18 protein-coding genes are annotated in these 22909 nt (G+C 56.0%); 12 read left to right on the top strand and 6 right to left on the bottom strand.

All coding sequences use genetic code 11. The features are described 5' to 3' along the window. Positions 1-238 precede the first annotated feature (238 nt). The gene (locus tag E8M78_RS08995; RefSeq protein WP_137134750.1) at positions 239-2386 is read left to right on the top strand and encodes a TonB-dependent siderophore receptor; all 2148 of its coding nucleotides are present in this window, start codon (positions 239-241) and stop codon (positions 2384-2386) included. 54 nt (positions 2387-2440) lie between these two features. On the opposite strand, the gene E8M78_RS08990 is transcribed toward E8M78_RS08995, so the two are convergent. Next, positions 2441-4426, bottom strand: coding sequence for an EAL domain-containing protein (locus E8M78_RS08990; protein ID WP_137134749.1), 1986 nt, complete (start codon positions 4424-4426; stop codon positions 2441-2443). 274 nt (positions 4427-4700) lie between these two features. On the opposite strand from E8M78_RS08990, the gene E8M78_RS08985 reads away from it, so the two are divergent. After that, positions 4701-5447 (top strand): FadR/GntR family transcriptional regulator, encoded by a 747-nt coding sequence (locus tag E8M78_RS08985; RefSeq protein ID WP_348640112.1) that lies wholly within the window; start codon positions 4701-4703, stop codon positions 5445-5447. Positions 5448-5524: 77 nt separating this feature from the next. Here the strand turns inward: E8M78_RS08985 and E8M78_RS08980 are convergent, their stop codons facing one another. Both E8M78_RS08980 and E8M78_RS08975 read right to left on the bottom strand, forming a co-directional pair. Continuing rightward, the gene (locus E8M78_RS08980) at positions 5525-6337 is read right to left on the bottom strand and encodes a discoidin domain-containing protein (RefSeq protein WP_137134747.1); all 813 of its coding nucleotides are present in this window, start codon (positions 6335-6337) and stop codon (positions 5525-5527) included. Positions 6338-6347: 10 nt separating this feature from the next. Further along, positions 6348-8132 (bottom strand): heparinase II/III family protein, encoded by a 1785-nt coding sequence (locus tag E8M78_RS08975; protein WP_137134756.1) that lies wholly within the window; start codon positions 8130-8132, stop codon positions 6348-6350. A 181-nt stretch (positions 8133-8313) separates the two neighbouring features. On the opposite strand from E8M78_RS08975, the gene E8M78_RS08970 reads away from it, so the two are divergent. From E8M78_RS08970 to E8M78_RS08940, 7 genes are all read left to right on the top strand, one after another. Further along, positions 8314-9246: a sugar ABC transporter permease gene (locus E8M78_RS08970; protein ID WP_137134755.1), complete on the top strand. Its 933-nt coding sequence runs from the start codon at positions 8314-8316 to the stop codon at positions 9244-9246. A gap of 3 nt (positions 9247-9249) precedes the next feature. Next, entirely contained in the window at positions 9250-10086 is an 837-nt protein-coding gene (locus tag E8M78_RS08965) for a carbohydrate ABC transporter permease (protein ID WP_137134746.1), read from the top strand. 5 nt (positions 10087-10091) lie between these two features. Continuing rightward, positions 10092-11264, top strand: coding sequence for a glycoside hydrolase family 88 protein (locus E8M78_RS08960; RefSeq protein WP_137134745.1), 1173 nt, complete (start codon positions 10092-10094; stop codon positions 11262-11264). Between the two features lie 14 nt (positions 11265-11278). Beyond that, the gene (locus tag E8M78_RS08955; RefSeq protein ID WP_137134744.1) at positions 11279-12388 is read left to right on the top strand and encodes an ABC transporter ATP-binding protein; all 1110 of its coding nucleotides are present in this window, start codon (positions 11279-11281) and stop codon (positions 12386-12388) included. A 20-nt stretch (positions 12389-12408) separates the two neighbouring features. Continuing rightward, positions 12409-13107, top strand: a complete 699-nt coding sequence (locus tag E8M78_RS08950; protein ID WP_137134754.1) for a DUF624 domain-containing protein — start codon at positions 12409-12411, stop codon at positions 13105-13107. Between the two features lie 58 nt (positions 13108-13165). After that, positions 13166-14443 (top strand): sugar ABC transporter substrate-binding protein, encoded by a 1278-nt coding sequence (locus E8M78_RS08945; RefSeq protein ID WP_137134743.1) that lies wholly within the window; start codon positions 13166-13168, stop codon positions 14441-14443. 71 nt (positions 14444-14514) lie between these two features. After that, positions 14515-16362, top strand: coding sequence for a DUF2264 domain-containing protein (locus tag E8M78_RS08940; RefSeq protein WP_137134742.1), 1848 nt, complete (start codon positions 14515-14517; stop codon positions 16360-16362). Here E8M78_RS08940 and E8M78_RS08935 read toward each other — a convergent pair whose 3' ends face one another. Continuing rightward, entirely contained in the window at positions 16363-17727 is a 1365-nt protein-coding gene (locus E8M78_RS08935) for an amidase (RefSeq protein WP_137134741.1), read from the bottom strand. A gap of 68 nt (positions 17728-17795) precedes the next feature. Further along, positions 17796-18551 carry an IclR family transcriptional regulator gene (locus E8M78_RS08930; RefSeq protein ID WP_137134740.1) on the bottom strand — a complete coding sequence of 252 codons (756 nt, stop codon included), beginning with the start codon at positions 18549-18551 and terminating at the stop codon, positions 17796-17798. Positions 18552-18689: 138 nt separating this feature from the next. Here E8M78_RS08930 and E8M78_RS08925 point away from each other — a divergent pair, with 138 nt between their 5' ends. Genes E8M78_RS08925 through pcaF form a run of 3 tightly spaced genes read left to right on the top strand, consistent with a single transcriptional unit; the run spans position 18690 to position 21300 of the window. Then, the gene (locus E8M78_RS08925) at positions 18690-19397 is read left to right on the top strand and encodes a 3-oxoacid CoA-transferase subunit A (RefSeq protein ID WP_137134739.1); all 708 of its coding nucleotides are present in this window, start codon (positions 18690-18692) and stop codon (positions 19395-19397) included. Then, the gene (locus E8M78_RS08920) at positions 19394-20083 is read left to right on the top strand and encodes a CoA transferase subunit B (protein ID WP_170973374.1); all 690 of its coding nucleotides are present in this window, start codon (positions 19394-19396) and stop codon (positions 20081-20083) included. The genes E8M78_RS08925 and E8M78_RS08920 overlap by 4 nt, the downstream gene beginning before the upstream one ends. A gap of 11 nt (positions 20084-20094) precedes the next feature. After that, a complete protein-coding gene (gene pcaF, locus E8M78_RS08915; protein ID WP_137134738.1) occupies positions 20095-21300 on the top strand; it encodes a 3-oxoadipyl-CoA thiolase in 1206 nt (401 codons plus the stop codon). 24 nt (positions 21301-21324) lie between these two features. Here the strand turns inward: pcaF and E8M78_RS08910 are convergent, their stop codons facing one another. Then, positions 21325-22827, bottom strand: coding sequence for a carboxypeptidase (locus tag E8M78_RS08910; protein ID WP_246658277.1), 1503 nt, complete (start codon positions 22825-22827; stop codon positions 21325-21327). Between the last annotated feature and the right edge of the window lie 82 nt (positions 22828-22909).

The raw sequence follows: 22909 nt of genomic DNA, 5'->3' as shown, positions 1-22909 counted from the left end.
AATATAATCAATATTTTCGCAAACCAACCAAAATACACACAAAAGGACAACGCCAAACCCTGAAAAAAGGAATACAAATAGGAAGTGAATGCACTTTCCGCGCCCCGTTCTAATCGTATTCCAAGGCAAACCCGTTTAGGGAGCAGGAATTTCAATTCCGCCCTTGCCCGTCAGCAAATAGTTGAGTTAGAAAATCCACTTATTATTCGAGGGGCGATCGCCAAACTGGGGATGAAAGATGATGACCATTTCGAAGACGGGACGCATTGCGACCACACGGAGACTACTGGCGGCAGTTACCCTCTATGCTGCGTTTTCCACGGCTGCAGCGCAAGCTGAGCAGAAGAAGGCCGAAGAGGCCGAGGTCGTATTGCCTGAGGTGCTGGTGCAGGGTTCGACATACCAGACAGACACGACAGACAGCTATACGACGGATCTCATCAGTGTTGGCGATAAGGATACCCGTCCCCTCCGGGAGGTACCTCAATCAACGACGGTGCTGACCCGCGAACGGTTGAATGACGGAAATTATACGTCGCTGGACACTGCACTGAAGGAAACACCTGGCGTCGTGGTTTTATCGAATGACGAAGGACGCTCTAGTCTGTATTCTCGCGGTTTCGAGTTTGACAGCTTTTATCTCAACGGCTTGCCTACACCACTTTCCAGTATCTACGGCACACAGCCAGATATGGTCTTGGTGGATCACGTCGAAATTCTTCGTGGCCCATCCGGCCTGTTTGGCGGATCCGGCGAACCAAGTGGTGCAATCAATATGCGCCTCAAGCAAGCTGCGGATGTGCCGCGCGTGAGCGTAGATGCAATCTATGGATCCTATGGCAACAAACGTATCGAAGGTGACCTGACTGGACCACTCGTCGAAAGCGGCGCTGTCCGGGGCCGCCTTGTTGGCGCTCTGTCATCCAAGAACGGCTTCGTGGACGACACATTCAACAAGGTAGGAGTGATCTACGGTACGCTACAGGCTGATATTGCTGAAGATACAACTGCGACGCTCTCAGTCAGTCATCAGGAACGTCACATAAAGCCGTTCAACGGGCTGCCGGCTCTCAGCGACGGAACACTGCTCAATCTGGATCGCTCTACATTCACCGGTGCGGACTGGAACTATTTTGACAATCGTGTGACCAACTATCTGGCAGAAGTGGAGCATCGGTTCGAGGATGGCGGTCACGCCAAGATTTCCGCGCTTTACTCGCGCGCGGATGTTGATTTTCTTTACGCCTATGCTGCTGGCGCTGCTAATAGTGCCGGTGTTGTGACGAGTGGTACGCGCTGGTTGGCTCGCGACTATCAGGAAGACTCGTTCGCCCTTGATGCGCATATTAGCCGCCCCTTCGAGCTATTTGGCCTCGAAAACAATATCATAGCCGGTATAGATTATCGCGGTTCCGACAATTCCCTCTCCTCTGCGACAGGCGTTATCAGCGGCGCGCAGAGCCTCTACAATTGGAATACCTCTATCGCGCGCCCGCGCATTACCTTGAGCGCACCGGCGGAAACAGAGACGAGGCAGACCGGTGTTTACGGCCAGTGGCGCATAAAACCGACAGACCAGCTCACTTTGATCGGAGGCGGACGTTTCACCTGGTTCGGCAGCGAAACCAGCAGCAGCAAGGTGAGCGTGAACGGTGAATTCACACCCTACGCGGGCATCACCTATGACCTGACAAATTGGCTCACAGCGTATGGAAGCTTTACGGAAATTTTCCAGCCGCAATCCGTCACCAATGCTGCGGGCAATATCCTGGATCCTCGCACGGGCAAGCAATACGAAGTGGGCCTGAAGGCCGATCTATTCGACAATGCCAATGCTACGCTTGCCTATTTCAATATGACGGACAAGAACAGGGCAGTCTCGGATCCCAACAACTTGAGTTCCTATCTGGCGAATGGGGAAGCGAACATTCAGGGTCTGGAAGTCGAGGTTAGCGGCACCATTCTTGATCGATGGGAAGCGACAGCTGCTTACACATACACCGATACCGAGTTCAAGAATACGAACCGCGCCGCAGGATCTGAATTCTACACACCGGAGCATATGGTCCAGCTTTGGACCAAATACACGTTTGATGATCGCACCCCAGCGCTTGACGGCTTCTTTATTGGAGGAGGCGTGAAGGTGTTCAGCTCCTTCAAGAACGTTTCCCGGACTGCCGCCGGAGGAGCGACAAGCATCGAGGCACCGGGCTATACTGTTGTCGATCTTCAGGCAGGCTACAAGTTCAACGAACATGTCACCGCAAGCCTGACGGTCAATAACGTCTTCGACAAAACCTATTATGAGCGTGTCGGCGGCACCTCGGTCTTCAATTTCTATGGAGAACCGCGCACGGTGGTCCTGCGGGTGGGCACCACTTTCTAACATCGCATTGAGCTCGGCGGGATGCCTGTCGAGCTCAACGAGCGGCTTGCGAATTCAGGCTGTTCTTTGTTGTGCAGCGGTCTCATTCCGACCGTGATCGTCAAGGATCAGAGTGCGAGCATCATCAGGTGTCAGGGGGCGAGAGAAATGGAAACCCTGAACATATTGAACGCCCATTTCACGCAAGACTTCGAGTTCTGCTTCGCTCTCCACTCCCTCCACAATCGCACCAAGACCGAGTTCCCCGCAAAGAGAAAGCATCGTCCGGATGATTTTGGCGCTTGCTGGCCGCTCATGCACTTCGGAAACGAAACTACCGTCGATCTTGATCTTGGAAAGTGGCAGTTTGTGAACATGGTTCAGACTCGAATAGCCTGTCCCAAAATCATCAAGAGAAATCCCGGCCCCCAATCGTTTCAGTAGGGTGATCGACTGGGTCGCCTGCTCGAAATCTCGAATGACGGCAGACTCGGTGATTTCGAAGTTGATGCGCTTGGCATCGAAGCCGGATTGCTCAACAAGTGCGACAATCTTGAGAATGCTATCAGGGCTCGCAAGATCCAGCGGTGAGAGATTGAAAGAGAGAATTGCGTTTTCTGGCCATGTCTTCGCCTCCGCAAGTGCCTGGCGAAGCAAAGTGCGGGTAATAAGACTGATCCGCCCGGTATGTTCTGCAATCGGTATGAATTCGGCTGGAGAAACTCGGCCAAGCCTGGGACTTCTCCACCGTGCCAAAGCCTCGAAGCCAACGCAATGATGCGCCTGGATATTGTAGATCGGCTGGTACTCGAGTGTCAGTTCGCGGTCCAGATCGGCCGCCATCAACGCCTCTTCCACTTGCTTCTGACGATCGAGGGATCGGGCCTGAGCCGCATTGAAGATTACAACGCCTGCGCGCTGGTATCGCTTGGCTGTGTAAAGTGCATAATCTGCTCGCTCGTAGAGATCCTGCCCGTCGCGACCCACATCCGGATAGATCGCGACACCCATTGAACCGGTCACCTGCACCGTGTTCCCACCGACGGACATTCTTTCCGCAATCGAACTGCAAAGCTGTTCGCCCAGACGGGTCAATCGCTCCTCAGTGCAGTCTCCTGTACAGATCATGCCAAATTCATCACCGCCGAGGCGGTAGAATGACAAATCGCCCTGCTCGAGTTCTTTGAGCCGTCGAGCGACCTCGATGAGGACCTTATCGCCCGCGGCATGACCATACATGTCATTGATCGGCTTGAAGCCATCAAGATCAATGACCCCAACGCAGATTGACTTTGTGTCCCGTTCGGCAGTTCCGAACACCTCGGTCAGCACGTTGAAGAAATTTCTTCGGTTCGGTATTTCCGTCAAGCTATCCAGATTTGCCAACCGGAGATTTTCGTCCGAAAGCGCCTGCAAAGCCTTTTGCTGTTCGAGGAGCACCAGTCTCGACTCGTTCAACTGGCGAAAATCCCGATAATGAGTGACGACAATCGCAATCATTGCGCCGGTTACAAGCGCTACGTTCACACCGGTTGCTATGAAGGTTGGCTCTCCTGTCATGAACATAACGACCATGAACGGAATGTTGACGGTGACCGCCACGACCAGGGCGGCTGAGCGCAGGTGCATGAGACAAAAGATGATGCCGATCACAGTGATCGCCATGAAGAAGGCGACATGTGCTTTCTGATAGGCATCGCCATAGGGAAGAAGTGAGATCGACCACCAGGTACAAAACACTGCTATCGGTGCTGCCAGAATATTCGTGGAGCGGAGCTTGCGATAGGCGAAGTCCGGCGAAATCACCTTGTTTCGGTAGGAAATCCACTGTGCCGCCCGGCGCAGGCACAGGAGCGCAAAGACAATGGGCAAACCGACAACCAACCAGAGTGGTGCGGAACCTGCATGCGTCAGAGCGAGCGAGGTCATGTTCACGAGCAGAATGAAGTAAAGCAGAGGCACCTGCTTCGATAGCGCCTCGAACTGAGAAACGGTCAACACCGGATTGTGGTTCGGAACCTTCAACTCGCTGATGATTTTCGATGCATATCGACGTAGCATTCCAGCTCTTTTCGGTAGGTCGTGTGGTTCATTTGTCTCTCGATATCTAGCACTCCTCCGTTAAACTGCCGATAACGAAGGGTGCGAACCTGCGGATCTCCGCTCCCAGAGATTGAATTTCCTGATTGTGCTTAATAGATCCTACCACCCGGCCAACCATCCCAGCCGCCTTTCGATTGGTCTGACCTTTGACGATTTTGTTTGAATTTTTCTGGAATTCATCATACGTATTTGAGCAGTGGTGCGATTTTGTCACCCCAGCAGGATGGAACTCGTGGCAGTGGAACTGAAGACCGGTCGCAAGGGAAGCGGCTCCCTCGTCGCAAAGGTTGAGCAAAGCTTGAGAGATGCGATACTCGCGGGCAACTATGCTCCGGGGGATCGCCTGCCGAGCGAAATTGAATTGACGGAAACGCATGGTGTCAGTCGCACCGTCGTTCGTGAGGCTGTCACTGCCCTGCGCTGTGACGGTTGGGTCGATGTGCGCCAAGGTGCAGGCATCTTCGTGCTTGATCGCTCTGAGCTACCCCAGAAGTCGGAAACTCTTGATGGTGCCCGGCTCGCGTCAGATTTAGAAGTTCTAGAGGTTCGCACGCCACTGGAGATCGAGGCAGCAGGGCTTGCGGCGCTGCGCAGATCTCCTGCTCAGGAGGAATTGATCTTCGATTGTCATGCGGCGGTTTTGCACTGCATCAACGACAATAGATCGATCCGCGAGGCAGATCTGGCCTTGCATCTTGCAATCGCTGCGGCAACAAACAATCCGCTGTTCACGCAGTTCCTGGAGCAGCAAGGCCAGCATGCCATCCCGCAATCAAAGGTCGTTGCAGAACATCAGAATGACGAGCAAACAGCCTACAGACGGCTCATTCACAAGGAACACGAAGCTGTCGTTCTGGCTATATCTGATGCCGACGAGCGGGCCGCCAGACTGGCAATGCAGAACCACCTTCGAGGCAGCCAGCTAAGATACCGGGATCTGTTGCGAGCGGCACGCGGCCTTGAACGCTCCTTCCCCTGACGTCCACTGTCGTGCAATTCCAACGGAGCCGTCAGTCGTCATCAAGAGACCGATCAGGTGATGAACGCGGACCTGGCTTACGGTTGGGATTGGATTGGGGCTAGCATAGCTTCAGTTCCCCAGGCCTCGAACTGGGTCAATGCGGGAAACGGTGACGGATCGTCGGCCTTGATGAGATCATGCAGTTTCAGCCATTCGATCCGCCGTGGCTTCACGGCAAAACGTTGGGCCGATCCCGATTTTCCAAGCTCCAACTGCTCGGTTGATCCGTCGGAAAAGGTCACAGAGGCCTGCTTCCACCACGCATCATGGGGAAAATCGGCTCTGAGATAAAGCTTCAATTCATCGATACTTACTTCTCGACCGAAGTCGATTGTCAGCTCGGCTTGCGGATCCTGATTGATCCCCCAGCTGGTGAATGGCCACTTGCCATGGTCAGTATTTGCCTTCTCGCCATCAATCGCATTCCTAGCCGCAAATGCTGCCTCGCCTCGTGTTTCGACATTTGCGGAGGCGTGAGGGTAAAGGGCATTGTTGGCGGCAGTATCGAGCGGATTGAACGCAAGATTTCGTCTCGTCACGATCTCTTCATGGGAGGCTTCACGCGCGAACAGCCGATGAATCTGCCCCGTAAAAGCAACGGGGGAAATTGTTTGCCCCTGCTGACCAAGGGGGAGAGGATAGGAATACTCTCGCTCCCGCATGAAGAGAAGCGATGGAGCGATGGCTGCGTCGAACGCAAGGAGCAGATAACCCGGCTCCGACACGGTCAGACGAATGCAGTCGCCGGCCTCGTATTCACCACGATAGACGAGATTGATTTCACCGTCCGATGCTGCTTCCGCTTTGAAACGGCCATTGATATCCATGATCGCGAGTGTGATGTGCATTTCGTTTTCCTCAAACGATACGGATGGTAAATTCCGTGCCGACCACCGGCACGAGTGTTCGATAAAGGCGGGCAGGCCAAGCCTTCCTCAACCGGGCATCCTCGATCTTGATTTCTTCGACGGTCGGCATTTCGCCGCCGGAAATCTCCAGCGTAGCAAGGCCAGGCAAGGTTACGAGGCCGAGCCTGACGAGAGGTCGCTGCTCCGTCATCAATGACATAACCGGCGTCCGATCGCATTCGTAGCGATCGGTGAGTTCGATGAACCTGCCTTTGAACAGGCTTACACGACGGGTGAAACGGCCTAACTGCGCCTCGGCCGGATAAGCTTCGGCAAGTTCCATGGTGAGGCTTGCCTGGTCAGGCCCCAACACCGCCTCAACCTGTTTTGCCGCGAAGGCTTCTCCGTCCTGCTGCATCACATCATCGAATGTCGGCAGGTTGTGGAAGGCCGACTGCATCGTCCAGATTTCGTAACGGCGGGGAGAGAATGTCTTGGCCGTATAGGTCTCGACGCCGACATCGATCAAAAGCGGACGGCCATCCTTGTAAACCGTAAAACTGCCGACATCGTTGTGGTTATGGCTTTCGCCGTTGCTACCTGCTTTTGCAGCAAGACAATAGCTGCTATCTCGCGCAATCATCAGGCCAATGCCGGGGAAAAAGACGTCTTCGTGCACGACAGTCACCGGGGGCGTGCGCATGATCTCACCGTGAGCCTCCGCCGCTTGAAGCCGGTACCAGAGGTTCCATTCCTGCGGCATCAGACGGTCTGGATCGCGCCGATAATCGGCGGCCGCAAAGGAACACAAAGCCTTGGAGCCAACGGCCTTGCCAAACAGATATTCGCGCGCGCCGCAGGGCGTCACCACTGCCGACGAGTCTGCAAAGTTGATGTAATGGTTTTCCGATACATGCATGTGGGAGATGAACTCGGCCATGTTTCGGATTTTAGGTTCCGCCCACAGTTCGCCGATAAAACCATCACCGACCTGCTGCAGGATTTGCATTGCACCGAACATGCACAAAGCAGCATGACGATAGTAGACGACACCCTCCTCACAGGCCCCATCATCCGCATAATCCTTGACGAAGGCGTCGAGGCTACCGAGTGCCTTCAACGCAACCGAATGTCGAATGCGTTGATCGGTCGGTAGCAGAAAGGCAGACAGGAGGACATTCTGCGTTATCCAGGCAGTCCAGTTGTTCATCCGCTCTTCGCCATTGCCCATCCACCAGAAGTGCTCTGACAGGTAAGGCGTGAGAATACGACGACCAACCTCCTCTTCGATCCTGAGACCAATTGTCGGGTCGACGGCGTCCAGTTGCCGCTTCAGAAGATGCCGAACGACACAGAGGATCGCAGCCGTCTCGGCGGCAAAGAGATCAACGATGGGACGGTCTGCGCGAGGCAAAGGGAGCCGCACTCCACCACGTACATAAGCGTTGTGTGCAGGTAGTTGCCAGCCACTCTCTTCGCAGATGAGAAAGATGCCATCGATGATCTGATCTATATACCTGCCGGACCCAGCGGCCCACTCGGCCAGGACAAGATCATTAAGCTTGAGGCGGCGGCAAAAGTAGCGGTCTTCAAAGCGAGCACGGTTGCCGCTTGAGACATAGTCTCGGTAGTGACTGGCCAGCAGTTCAGACCAAGGCTTGGTCAATGCGGCATCTCCCGCCGCCTCCAAAACTTTGCACACCTCTGGATCAATCTCTCCGATCCCACTTGATGACAGATGCGGGGAAAAGTCCGCCAGATACGCCGGCAGCCGACTGCCAATTGCACTGAACATGCTCACGCGCGCTTGATCTCCTTGCCACTGATCACGTCCCTATCATACCTATTTTACTTCATCTAGCAAATTTGTCTGATGTTATGTAAAGTTGTTTGACCAATGCGATGAGTGTGCTATGCAGAGGCTGGGAATTTGATGGAAATTGGGAGAAGCGCTGGTGGCAAGTCTGGATCCAGCAATGTCTGGCGATGCGGCGAAACCCGTCAGGGTCCGCAGAAAGGTCCGGGTCGTGTCTCGGCGTCGCCGTCGCGTTGAGAATACCCTCGTTGCGTATTCCTTCATTGCCCCAAACTTTTTGGGTTTTGCGGTCTTCACACTTGGCCCTATCCTCTTCGCATTCGCGTTGGCCTTCATGCATTGGGACGGCTCAAACCCGATCAAATTTGCCGGTTTGGACAATTTTTGGCGGCTGTTCGAAGACCGTGCATTCATTGCAGCCTTCTGGAACACAATTGTTTACACCGTCGTCTCCGTCCCGCTCACTCTTGCTTGCGCACTGGGTCTTGCGATGCTGCTGAACCAGAAGATCGTCGGCCGGGATTTCTTTCGAACAGCAATGTTCTTTCCCTATGTCGCATCGCTGGTCGCTGTCGCAGTCGTCTGGAACATGATCTTCAACCCAGAAATGGGTCCGGTGAACATGCTTCTCTATACCTTGGGGCTGGACCCGAAGGACATGCCAGGCTGGGCCGCTGACCGCCACTGGGCCATGGTCACGGTCATCCTTTTCGGCGTCTGGAAGAGCATGGGCTATTATATGGTCATCTATTTGGCCGGGCTTCAGGGCATCAATTCCGAGCTTTACGAGGCAGCGGGGCTGGATGGCGCAAATGCCTGGCAGAAGTTCCGGCACGTCACGTTGCCGCAACTGGCTCCGACCACCTTCTTCGTCACGGTGATGCTGACAATCCAATCCTTCAAGGTGTTTGACCAAGTCTACATGATCACGCAAGGCGGTCCTGGTACATCGACCCTCGTTCTTGTCTATCACATCTACAACGAAGCCTTCATTTCCTGGGATCTCGGTTATTCCAGCATGATTGCGCTCGTCCTTTTCTTCTTGGTGCTGGCGGTAACCGTCATCCAGTTTCGTCGCCAGAAGGAGGATTGAGCCATGCGCAAGACAAAACGCAGGATCGATGTCTCGCGTATCGCCGTCTATGTCACGATCATCGCCATCACGATCATTATGCTGCTGCCCTTTGCATGGATGCTATCCGCGTCTTTGAAGCTCAGCCGTGACGTCTTCGTATTCCCCATCGAGTGGATCCCTTCGCAGCCGCGCTGGGAAAACTACACGGAGATCTGGACGAAGATCCCGCTTGCGCTCTTCATCTACAACACATCGAAGCTGACAATCATCGTCACCCTGCTGCAGTTGCTAACATCCAGTTTTGCCGCCTATGCCTTTGCGAAGCTGCGCTTTCCCTACAAGAATACGCTATTTCTCGGCTACATCGCGACGATCGCGATGCCATGGCAGGTCTATATGGTGCCGCAGTTCCTGCTGATGCGCGAGTTTGATCTGAACAATACGCATCTGGCGCTCATCTGCCTGCAGGCCTTCACGGCCTTTGGCGTGTTCCTGATGCGACAGTTCTACATGTCGATTCCGGATGAACTCTGCGAAGCGGCTCGTATCGACGGAATGAACGAGTACCAGATCTGGGCAAAGATCATGCTGCCGCTTTCCAAGCCGGCGCTTTCGACTCTCACAATCTTTACCTTCGTCACGACGTGGAACGACTTCCTTGGACCGATGATCTACCTCACCAAGACTGAACTGAAGACAATCCAGATCGGTCTGCGCATGTTCATCTCGCAATATTCTGCCGAGTACGGATTGATCATGGCCGCATCTGTTGTGGCCCTCATCCCGGTACTCATCGTCTTCCTGTCGTTGCAGCGCTTCTTCGTCGAAGGCGTAGCCTCGTCGGGCTTGAAAGGTTAATTTCCATGAACGCTCTCCGATCCGGCTCGCCTGCGCCGATCAAAGACGAAGAAGTCAAGGCGGCTCTGGACATTGCTGTCGTGCAGGTTCGCCGCAATCTGCCGCAGTTCACATATCAGGCACAAAATCACTCGAGTGTCGGCAACATCTATCCGGCTGTTGCAAACGACCAGTGGACCGCGGGTTTCTGGCCGGGCGAAATCTGGCTAGCCTTCGAACATACAGGCGACAAGCTGTTCCAATATGCAGCGCAAATTCAGGTACAGAGCTTCCTGCACCGCATCGAAAACCGGATCGAGACCGACCATCACGACATGGGGTTTCTGTATTCGCCATCCTGCATCGCCGCCTGGAAACTGGTGGGAGACGAAGACGGGCGCAAGGCTGCACTGCTGGCTGCCGACCAATTGCTTGAGCGCTATCAACCTGTCGGCCAGTTCATCCAGGCCTGGGGCCGAAAAGGCAACCCAAACGAGTACCGCTACATTATCGATTGCCTGTTGAACCTGCCGCTTCTCTACTGGGCAAGTCACCAGACAGGCGATCCGAAGTATCGCGACATTGCGCTGCTGCATGCGAGAACGACGCTTGCGAATTCAGTCAGAGCGGACAATTCCACCTATCACACCTTCTACATGGATCCGGAGACGGGAAAGCCTGTGCGCGGGGCCACCAAGCAAGGCTATAGCGACGATAGTTTCTGGGCGCGCGGGCAGGCTTGGGGCATTGCAGGCATGGCCCTCTCCTATCGCTATGAGCCGATTGCGGAATACAGGGAAGCGTTCGAACGTCTGCTGACATTCTATCTGAACCGTCTGCCGGCCGACATGGTGCCCTATTGGGATCTGATCTTCACAGACGCAGATGCGGAACCGCGCGATAGCTCATCGGCATCCATCGTTGCCTGCGGACTTCTGGAAATGGCCGAACTTGTCGATGCAGAGGATGCCGCTCGCTACCGCGATCTCGCACGACGGATGATGAAGAGCCTGGTTGATCACTACGCGGTCAAGGATCCAGCTCACTCCAATGGGCTCGTTCTTCACGGCACTTATTCAAAAAAGACCCCGCATAACACCTGCCGCGGCGAAGGCGTCGATGAGTGCGTGTCCTGGGGTGATTATTATTACATGGAAGCGTTGACGCGTCTTTCGCGCAACTGGTCTTCCTACTGGTGAGGGCCGAAGGGCAGATGGCTAGCATTTCATTGAAGAAGCTGAACAAGACTTTTGGCGCACTGACAGTCGTACACGACATCGATCTGGAGATCGCCGACAAGGAATTCATCATTCTGGTCGGCCCTTCGGGATGCGGCAAGTCGACCACTCTGCGCATGATCGCGGGGCTAGAGGAAATTTCCGGCGGCGAACTCATCATCGGCGATGACCTGATGAATGACGTACCCTCCAAGGATCGCGACATTGCGATGGTCTTTCAGAACTATGCGCTCTATCCGCATATGACCGTCTACAAGAACATGGCTTTCGGTCTCGAACTCAGGAAGGCCCCCAAGAACGAGATCGACCGCAAGGTACAGGAGGCGGCCAAGATCCTCGATATCACGCACCTTCTGAACCGAAAGCCGAAGGCTTTGTCCGGCGGTCAGCGCCAGCGTGTGGCACTGGGCCGCGCAATGGTGCGCAACCCAGAGGTCTTCCTGCTGGATGAGCCGCTCTCCAACCTGGATGCGAAGCTTCGCGGTACGATGCGTGCTGAAATCAGCAAACTTCATAAGCGACTGAACGCCACGTTCATCTATGTAACCCACGATCAGGTCGAGGCCATGACCATGGCAGACCGCATCGTGGTGATGAAGGACGGCCATATCCAGCAGGTGGATACGCCGCAAAACCTCTATGACCGACCAATCAATATGTTCGTGGCAGGCTTTATCGGCGCTCCGCAAATGAACATGCTGCCAAGCACCATCCGAAAGGAAGGAGAACGACTGGTCGCCGTCTTCAACGATCATGTGCTGCCACTTCCCGTAAGCTTCGACCGGGCGCGGATCGAACCCTATGTCGGCAAAGATATCATTCTGGGAATTCGACCGGAAAACTTTCACGAACTTGCGCCGGGCGATATCGATCCGGCCAATACTGCCCCCTTCTCCGCCACCGTAGAGCTTGCCGAACCCATGGGCTCAGAAGTGCATCTCAATCTGATCGCAGGCGGGCAGAACGTGATCGCGCGCGTATCGCCGCGTTTCAGGGCGCGATTGGGCGAAGAGGTCCGGCTGACTGCAGACATGACCAATGCACAGCTTTTCGACCCGCAGACTGAAGTTTCAATCCTGTACTAGGAGCAGATAAAACCATGGCCGTGCAATGGCTGCAAAATTATTGGACGAAGGAAGGTGCAGGCATCCCGAAAGATGCGCCGAAACGCACCGGCCTCGCTCTGTTTGCAGAAATTTTCGGCCGCGAGTGGTGGGAGATTGTGAAGCTGAACATCCTGTTCCTGCTGACATCTCTTCTTGTGGTGACGATACCGGCGGCAATCTTCGCCATGGCCAGTGTTTCCCGTGCCTTCGTCGAAGACAGAAACGTTTATCTTTTGCGGGACTATCTGGATGCGCTAAGAGCTTATTGGTTCAAAGCGTCGGTTTGGGCTTTCGTCTCCGGCGCAGTGCTGGGCCTGTGCGCCTATGCGATCCAGACCTACGCATCCTACGCGACAACGGACCTGACCTATGCGGCGCCTCTGACGGTCAGCCTGTTCGTCACACTGTTCGTGGCGATGATGACATGCCAGTTCATCGTGATTTCCGTCATCGAAAGCCGATCTGTCTTGACGACGATCCGTCTCTCGGCACTTGCGATCCTGCTCAAGCCGCTGCCGCTCGTCGGCGCGCTTCTGTTCGTCGGCGCACTTTGGCTTGCTCACATCCTGCTTTACCCGGTCTCGGTCTTCATGCCTGCGGCCTTAAATTTTTCGCTCGGAATGTTTGCCATCGTTTTTGGCGCACATGGAGCCGCAATGCACGTGCTTGCCCTGTCGAAAGACGGGATTGGCTCATGAAATACAGGTGTTGCAGAGGCAACGCCTGAACCAGACACGATCAGGGAAGGAGATCAGAATGGTTCTGGAACATTTGGGGAGAACATTGAAACTTGCGGCCACCGGCTTGGGGCTTGCAACGCTTTTGGCAGGCACAGCGCTTGCGCAATCCGCACCGGTGACGCTGAAATGGGCGCTGTGGGACTGGGACAAGGTCGCCTACTACAAACCATTGATCGAGGCGTTCCAGCAGAAGAACCCGAACATCAAGGTCGAGCCGATCGATCTCGGTTCACAGGATTATCCGCAGATGGTGTCAACCCAGTTGACCGGCGGCTCCAAAGACCTCGACATCGTGACTATCAAAGATGTGCCCGGCTACGCCAACCTCGTGCGGGCAAATACCATCACGGATCTCAGCGCCTTCATCAAGGATGAGAAGATTGATCCCGCACCTTTCGGTGGCTTGCTGCAGGAGTTAACGGTCGATGGGAAGATCTATTCGATCCCGTTCCGCTCGGATTTCTGGATTGTCTACTACAACAAGGACATCTTCGATAAGGCAGGCGTTCCCTATCCGACCAATGACTGGACTTGGAAGCAGTTCGACGAGACAGCTGTGAAGCTTACAGGCGGCATGGGCGTCAACAAGACCTATGGCGCGCTTCTGCACACCTGGCGTTCGACGGTACAGCTGCCTGGCATTCAGGATGGAAAGCACACCGTAACCGGCGGCGAATACGAGTTCCTGAAGCCTTGGTATGAACGCGCGCTGGCACTGCAGAAGGCTGGAGCCGTACCGTCCTATGCGCAGTTGAAGACCTCCAACACGCACTATTCGGCCCTGTTCTTCAACGGCACCGTAGGCATGCTGCCCATGGGCACCTGGTTCATAGGTACGCAGATTGCCAAGGTGAAGTCCGGTGAGTCCAAAGCCAAGAACTGGGGTATCGTCAAGTTCCCGCATCCCGAAGGCGTTGCAGCCGGCACGACGGCTGCGCAGATCTCAGGCCTCTCCGTCAACAAGAACTCGGATCACCAGAAGGAGGCTCTGGCCTTCATCAAATTCGTCACCGGGGCGGAAGGCTCTGCGATTGTTGCATCGACCGGCACTCTGCCCGCCATGCGTAACGGCGACGTTGCAGCCAAGATCACATCGCTTCCCGGCTTCCCGCAGGACCAGAATAGCAAGGATGCGCTGCAGTCCGGCAAATCCTATCTCGAAATGGCGGTCAACCCGAATGCGGCCAAGATCGAAGTGGTCCTGAACCGCGCCCATGATGCAATCATGACCGACAACATGTCGATCGCCGACGGTATCAAGGAAATGAACGAAGGCGTGAAGGCCATCAAGTAAGGTCCGCTCAAACCCGGCCGCGGAGCAATTCTCCGCGGCCGGTAAATTAATCGCAGACTGGAATTCTCGCCGTGCCTCATCCCTTGCTTCGCGCCAATCCGCTCCATGGCAATCCCCTTCAAACACGCCAGGATGTGGCAAAGGCACTGATCGACCTCTTCGAGCCGCTCTTGCCCTACTTCTCGGAAGGCGGCGCGCGCGTCACCTTAAGTGCAGCAGGCGCCATCTTCGATCACCCAGCGGCAGACCTCGAAGGCTTTGCGCGCCCGCTTTGGGGCATCGTGCCCTTTGCGGCAGGTGGAGGGGAATTCGCCCAATGGGATCTCTACCGGCGCGGCCTCGTCAACGGTATGGACCCGGATCACCCCGAATATTGGGGTGACGTCTCCGATCGAAATCAAAGGCTCGTTGAACTTGCCGCCATCGGCTTTGGCTTGGCGCTTGTGCCGCAGTATCTTTGGGAACCGTTGGACAAGCGCGGCAAAGACATCGTTTCGAATTATCTGCTGAAGGCGCGCGAGCGCGAATATGTCGACAATAACTGGAAATTCTTCCGTGTGCTGGTTGACCTTGGACTTGAGCGCATCGGCATTCGCTTCGACGCCGCGAAGACCGAAGCCTATCTCAAAGAGTTGGAAGCCTTCGACATCGGCGATGGCTGGTATCGAGATGGCCCGGTACGTCGGGTCGACCACTATATCCCCTTTGCCATGCACTATTACGGTCTCATTTATGCTGCTCTCGCCAAGGACGATGACGAGCGGAAAGCTCGTATCAGAGAGCGTGCAGAACGGTTTACGCAGGATATTCGACACTGGTTCGGACCTGATGGTTCCGCGCTCGCCTTTGGCCGAAGCCAGACCTATCGCTTTGCGCAAGGCGGCTTCTGGGGCGCGCTCGCCTTTGCAAATATCGAAGCCCTGCCCTGGGGCCAGATCAAAGGCTATTACCTTCGTCACCTTCGCTGGTGGTCGGAGCTTCCAATCGCAGATCGCGATGGCATTCTGTCGGTCGGTTACGGCTATCCGAACCTGTTGATGAGTGAGAGCTATAACTCCGCCTGCTCACCCTACTGGGCACTCAAGTTCTTTCTGCCTCTGGCTCTGGCGGACAATCATCCCTTCTGGTCCGCAACAGAGGAGAAAGCCCCAGCCTGCAATGATGTCGTGGCGCTGGAAAAGCCCGGCATGGTAGCCATGCATCAACCAGACAATATCGTGGTTCTGGCAACCGGCCAGGAGCATGACAAGATGCGCGGCTCGAACGAGAAATATTCGAAGTTCGCCTATTCCACCCGCTACGGCTTCAACATCGAAGCCAACGACAGGCATTTCGATGCGGCGAGTTTTGACAATATGCTCGGCCTGTCAGACGACGGCGTGCATTTCCGCATGCGGGCAACCTTGGAAGACGCGCTCATTGCTGAGGATGTGCTTTATTCGCGTTGGAAACCATGGAGCGATGTCGAGGTCGAGACCTGGCTCATTCCGCGCAACCCGTGGCATCTGCGAGTGCACCGCCTGACAACGCCACGCAAGCTCTTTACGGCAGAGGGTGGTTTCCCGATTGAGCGCGCCAATTTCAACCGCGATACAATGGTCGAGACGGAGAACTCAAGCATCTGGTATGGCCAGACCGATACAAGCTTGATCGTCGATTGCGGTTCGTCCATCAAGCGGGCGGGCAAGGCACAGCTGGCCATTGCCAATACCAATCTGATCTGGGCGCGCACACTGGTGCCGCAACTGCGTGCAAGTGTCCCGGCGGGCACCTCAATTCTTGGCTCGGCAATCGTAGCTTCGCCCAACCATGCCTGGAAGACAGAATATCTGACCCATCCGCCAGCAATGCCGACTATTAAGCAACTCAAACAGCTGATTAGGGACAAAGGCAGAAAGATCGCGGCCTTTGACCTCTGATCAGCTATTGGTGGCCTGCTGTAACACGTGTTCGATGGCGAGACCGACCGAGAGGATCTCGCGGTCACGCATCTCCGTTCCCGCGATCATAAGACCCGAGGGCGCCTCATCGCTGTTATGCATCGGAACGGAAAGTGCGCATCCATCGAGGAAATTGATCATCGTTGGATTACGCAGAACGAGACTGTTGGCTGCAAAGAACTTCGCATCGTCATCGATGAGCGGCTGGATCGCCGGGGCAATGACGGGCACCGTCGGCATGATCATCGCATCGAAGCCGTAAACTTTCTGGAATACACGGCGCTTCCACGCAGCACGTGTTTCTAAAGTGCGAATGTAATCAGCGGCGCTCACTTCGCCTCCGCGGGTAATCCGCAGCTTGACGCGGGGGTCATAGTTGGCACTCGCTCGGGCAAGAAGATCGCGGTGCCACGCAAAAGCCTCCGCCGCAACCATGTTACCGCGCGCATATATATCGGCAACTTCGGAAAACTCTTCCAGGCCAATTTCGCTGATGATCGCACCTGCATTGGACAGTAGATCCAGCGTTCTGGAGAAGGCTCTCGCAACGGTTTCGTCCATGTCCGACAGAACTATCGCCTGTGGAACAGCCAGACGTAGACCCTTGATCGGGGCCTCCAGCGGAACGTCCAGGCCGTCTCCGGAAATGATACTGTCAATGATGGCACAGCAGGTGACACTGGCCGCCAAGGGCCCTATCGAATCGAGAGAAGTCGAAAGCGGCACCACACCTTGGGCAGAAACCCGGCGCGCGGTGGGCTTGAACCCGGTCAGTCCGCACAGTGCGGATGGAATCCGGATAGAGCCGCCTGTATCCGTTCCGATTGCCGCGATGGCCATTCCATCGGCCACAGAAATCGCGGCACCGGACGAGGAGCCACCGGGTACCCGCCCCGTGTTCCGGTCATATGGATTGCGCGGCGTGCCGTAGTGTGGATTGATGCCTATGCCTGAAAAGGCAAATTCGCTCATGTTTGTCGTACCAGTGATCACCGCACCGGCAGCAATAAGACGCTGTACAACTGGCGCATTTTCAAGCGCTGCGGGTGCGTCTTGAAGCGCGATGCTGCCTGCAAGCGTCGTTTCGCCTGCAATGTCGAAAAGATCCTTGACCGATATCGGCACACCCTCAAGCGGTGATCGTTTTATGCCAACACCCCTCAGTACGTCAGAGGTTTCGGCCAACTTCACGGCGCGCTGATCATTACGGCGCACGTAGACCCGTGCGCCTTCGCCTGCCGGATCATCCATCCGCGCGAGTGTGTCATTGGTCAACGTGCCTGAGGATGCCGTCCCACGATCCAGGGCCTCGGCGGTTTCGACGACGGTAGGATATCTGGACATGAATGCTCCGCAGCTAACGTTTTGAGGTCTGTCAATTCATAAGCCGCCCGCAATACGAATTCAAAGTCTTATCGCAGCATCGGACGCAGTTCTGCGGCGATCCTTTGCAGGGGACGAAGGAAGCGGTCTGCCATCTCATCCGCCGCGATTTGCGCTGCAGGCGCCCCAATGTTGACGGCCGCGACCACCCTGCCCTTCGCATCGTGAAGCGGCACCGCGAGAGAACACAGGCCCAGCTCCAGTTCCTGGTTGATCACCGCATATCCCTGACCCCGTACTCTCTGAAGCTCGGCAATGATCTCGTCGATATCCGTCATCGTGTGTGGCGTGTTCTTCGTCTTGGGACATTGCTCCAGCAGAGCTCTGGACTGATCCGGCGGCATTGCCGCCAGCAGAACACGACCCATGGAGGCGCAAAAGGCCGGGAGCCTGCTGCCTGCTGTCAGGTTGATGGACATGACCCGCCTCTGGGATGCACGAGCAATATAGACCACCTCCCAGCCGTCCAGAACGCTGACGGACGCGCTTTGACCAACCTCTTCTGAAAGCCTGTCGAGAAACGGCTGCACGATATTGGGCATAGGCGTTGCTGACAAATAGGCGTGGCCAAGCCGCAGAATTCGCGGCGTCAGACTGAAGAACTTACCGTCATAATCGGCATAGCCGAGCTCCGACAATGTGAGCAGGCAGCGTCGTGCGGTTGCACGGTCGAGCGCCGTGATCTTCGAAACGTCAGCTATGGAAAGCTTGGGTGTATTTTCGCCAAACGCCTCAATCACGCGCAGGCCTTTGGCGAAGCCCCCCATCAAGTCCGTATCAGCCACAGCCATACTCCTCTGCTCATATCGTCAAACTATGTGTGCGATATTCGCACAAATGTCAAATAACGCACAAATAGTTTGACGCCTGCTGGCTAATGGCGCTTACTGCGCCGCGAAGAGGAGCATTGGGAGTCTCTCAATATGGACAAGTCAATTCGGAGCGCGGCGGAAGCCGTCTCCAAGATAACGGATGGCGCAACCGTCATGATCGGCGGTTTTGGTGGTTCTGGCGCGCCGATCGAACTCATTCACGCGCTGATTGACCACGGTCCGAAGAACCTGACCGTCATCAACAACAATGCAGGCAATGGACGGATCGGCATCGCCGCGATGATTGATGCGGGCATGGTCAAGAAGATGATCTGCTCGTTCCCGCGTTCCTCCGATCCGCGCGCCTTCACAGATCGATATCTCGCAGGCGAGATCGAGCTCGAGCTGGTGCCGCAGGGGACCCTTGCAGAGCGAATCCGCGCTGGTGGCGCAGGCATCCCAGCTTTCTACACCCCCACGGGTTACGGCACCGAACTGGCCGACGGCAAGGTGATCGCGGAATTCGAAGGACGTCACTATGTGCAGGAGCGCTGGCTGAAGGCCGATTTTGCGATCGTGAAAGCGGAACTCGGCGATGTTCACGGCAACCTGACCTACAACAAGGCAGGACGAAACTTTAATCCCCTGATGTGCATGGCAGCCAGGACGACGATCGCTCAGGTGTCCAAAATTGTGGAAGCAGGCGGCATCAATCCGGAACAGGTCGTCACACCGGGCATCTTCGTCAACGGCGTCGTGGAAATAGCCGACCCGCAACAGGAAGAAGTTCTGATCCGCGCTGGAGTTGCATACGCATGACCCTCGATACACGCGAAGACATAAAGCTTTCCAACGCGCAAATTGCATGGCGTGCCGCACAAGACATCGAAGACGGCGCCTATGTAAACCTCGGCATCGGCTTTCCGGAAATGGTTGCCCGTTTCCAGCCGCCCGGACGCGAAGCGATCTTTCACACAGAGAACGGCATTCTCAACTTTGGCGAAGCCCCTGCTGCCGGTGAGGAAGACTGGGATCTCATCAACGCTGGCAAGAAAGCAGTGACGCTGAAGCCGGGTGCAGCCTTTTTCCACCACGCGGACAGTTTCGCCATGGTGCGGGGTGGACATCTGGATGTCGCCATCCTCGGCGCCTATCAGGTCGCCCAGAATGGTGATCTCGCAAACTGGCGTGTCGGGTCCAAGGGTGTTCCGGCCGTAGGCGGGGCCATGGATCTCGTGCACGGCGCCAAGCAGGTTTTCGTCATTACCGAACATGTCACGAAAGACGGCAAGCCAAAGCTGGTCGACAAGTGCACTTTTCCGCTCACCGGCGTCGGCTGCATCACGCGGATCTATACCAGCCATGCGGTGATCGACGTGAAAGATGGCCACTTTGTCGTTCGCGAAAAGCTGGCCGACATGACGATGGATGAGCTTCAGGCCATGACAGGAGCACCGCTCCATACGGATGGCCCTGTGGCAGACCTCATCGTCCCGCAAGTTTAAGGAGCAGGCTAGTGACCGACGCTTTTATCTGCGATTACATTCGCACGCCTATCGGGCGCTTTGGTGGCTCTCTTTCCGCGGTCCGCGCGGATGATCTCGGCGCAGTGCCGCTGAAGGCCCTGATGGAACGCAACCCCTCCGTCGATTGGGAAGCGGTGGATGACGTCATTTTCGGCTGCGCCAATCAGGCGGGCGAAGACAATCGCAATGTCGCCCGCATGTCGCTTCTCCTTGCCGGTCTTCCGGTCAGCGTAACGGGCACAACGATCAACCGCCTCTGTGGCTCAGGCATGGATGCGGTGATCACCGTTGCCCGAGCCATCAAGTCCGGCGAGGCCGAGTTGATGATAGCTGGCGGCGTCGAGAGCATGAGCCGCGCCCCGTTCGTCATGCCCAAGGCGGATACCGCCTTTTCCCGAAACGCGGAGATTTACGATACGACCATTGGCTGGCGCTTCGTGAACCCGTTGATGAAGAAGCAGTATGGCGTCGATTCCATGCCGGAAACGGGTGAGAATGTTGCCGCAGACTTCAATGTCAGTCGCGAGGATCAGGACGCGTTTGCCGTGCGCAGCCAGAACAAGGCTGCAGAGGCGCAAGGCAATGGGCGTCTGGCAAAGGAGATCACGCCGGTCATCATCCCGCAGCGCAAGGGTGATCCGGTGATCGTTGCAAAGGACGAACATCCCCGCGCAACGACGATTGAAACGCTGGCAAAACTTCCGACGCCGTTCAAGAAGGAAGGCGGCACTGTCACGGCAGGCAATGCCTCTGGTGTGAACGATGGGGCGGCGGCGCTGATCATCGCGTCTGAAGCGGCGATCAAGAAATATGGTCTGCGACCGATTGCCCGAATTGTCGGCGGTGGTACCGCTGGCGTTCCGCCGCGCATCATGGGCTTCGGCCCGGCACCGGCCTCCGCAAAGCTCCTCGCGCGCCTTGGCCTGACGCAACAGCAGATGGACGTCATCGAGCTCAACGAGGCCTTCGCCAGCCAAGGTCTGGCGACCCTTCGTGATCTGGGCATCGCGGACGACGATGCACGCGTCAACCGCAATGGCGGAGCTATCGCGCTCGGACATCCGCTCGGCATGTCCGGAGCCCGCATCGTGGGTACAGCCGCCATCGAACTGCATGAAATCAGCGGGCGCTATGCGCTTTCAACGATGTGCATCGGTGTCGGTCAGGGAATTTCCACGATCATCGAACGGGTTTGATCGGGGAAGGCGCGATCGGGGCGGCTATCGCCCCGATTGTCGACCATAGAATCGCGCGGCATCCTCGAACATTTTGCTTCGCTCCGCGTCGTTTGTGTAGAACATGTGCCCGCCACGATAGAGCCTGAGTTCGGTTCGATCCTTGGCAATTGCTTCCGGCAAATGATCGAGCACAAACCGGCTTGCGCCATACGGCGTCAGGATGTCGCTGTAGCCGTGGACCACCATGACACGAAACGACGGAATGACCGAGAGCAAATCCCGGAGATCATTCGCGATACTTGCAGAGACACGGGCATCTCCGCCACGACCGCCATTCCACTCCCAGCGACGATTGACCTCCTCGTTAAGCAGGGAATAGGTCATCTCGGTCTTGAAGCCGAGGACATCTCTCGCATAGGCCGCAAAGGCCGACCCATAAGCGCGTGTATAGCCCTCCAAAATCGGATCATCGTTGCGGGTGTAGCTGGCTTCAGGATAGGCATCAGGCACAGGAACGCTTGCGTCATACGGGCTTAAAATCTGCCCTTCGCCTCCAGCTTGCTTGGCATAGATCTCTCCCACGAAACCGCGTGTGCGCACCACGTCTTGTGTTGCAAGGCCCGTCATCGTCGCAATCCGGTCATAGATCGCGTCCGCGTCCGCTCCCTGCTCCGGCGGATCGATCAAGGCGCTGACATAGTCGCGATTGGCGAAGCGCTCGGCCAGCATCACCCCATCCGTGGTAAATGTGCCCTTTCGCTCCATTTGTGCCGCGACAAGTGAGGGGAACTGAAGCGCTGCTGCAAGCGGATCCTTCTCGGGTCCAAAGACGAACCGGCCTTCCATCAATGGCGAGACCATAAGGATCCCGGCTGGCACCATGTTCTGATTGTTCTTCAGCGCGAGCGCCACCTTGGCTGCGCGAAAGCCGCCATAACTTTCACCCAGCAGATATTTCGGAGCCGCTAACAAGCTGTTGTTCTGCACATAGAGCGCGATGGCCTTTGCAAGGCTCTCGGCATCCTGACGCACACCATAGAAGCGCGCCGCCGCATCATCGTTGACGGCGCGGCTCCAGCCGGTCCCCACCGGATCAATCAGAACCAGATCGGTGAAAGCAAGCCAGCTCTCTGGATTATCCCGAAGCTCGGGCCGGGTTCCATCCCGATTGGCTCCTTCGAAGGGGAGGATCTTCGGCCCGACGAGCCCCAAATGAAGATAGGCGGATGCGGCACCCGGCCCACCATTGAAGGCAAAGGTAACGGGTCTGTCCTGTACCCGATCCTTTGCCCGATAAGCCGTATAGAAAATCCTTGCGGCAACTTTGCCGTCCGAACCGCGCAGCGCCAGTGTTCCAGCCGTCGCTCGGTATGCGATCTCGCCTTGCGACGTCTTCAGCACTGCTTCCGTCGTCACATCGGATGGTAGAAGATCAAGCAAACCAGAAGGGTCAGCCGATGCCTGTTCGGCTCTTTCCCCTCTTGAACGCTCCTGTGCGAATGCAGGTGCAGCCAGACCGACTGCTGTAACGAACGCTGAAATCAAGACATATCGCAATGGAGTACCCCTTCTGCTGACTTCAACATAGGGCAGACCGCCATGATGGAAACTCAACTCAGCTTCAACA

It is taken from the genome of Rhizobium sp. FKY42, assembly GCF_005222835.1.
Taxonomy (GTDB): domain Bacteria; phylum Pseudomonadota; class Alphaproteobacteria; order Rhizobiales; family Rhizobiaceae; genus Neorhizobium.
The sequence above is the reverse complement of the archived record's forward strand: the minus strand, read 5'-3'. Positions and strand labels throughout refer to the sequence as shown.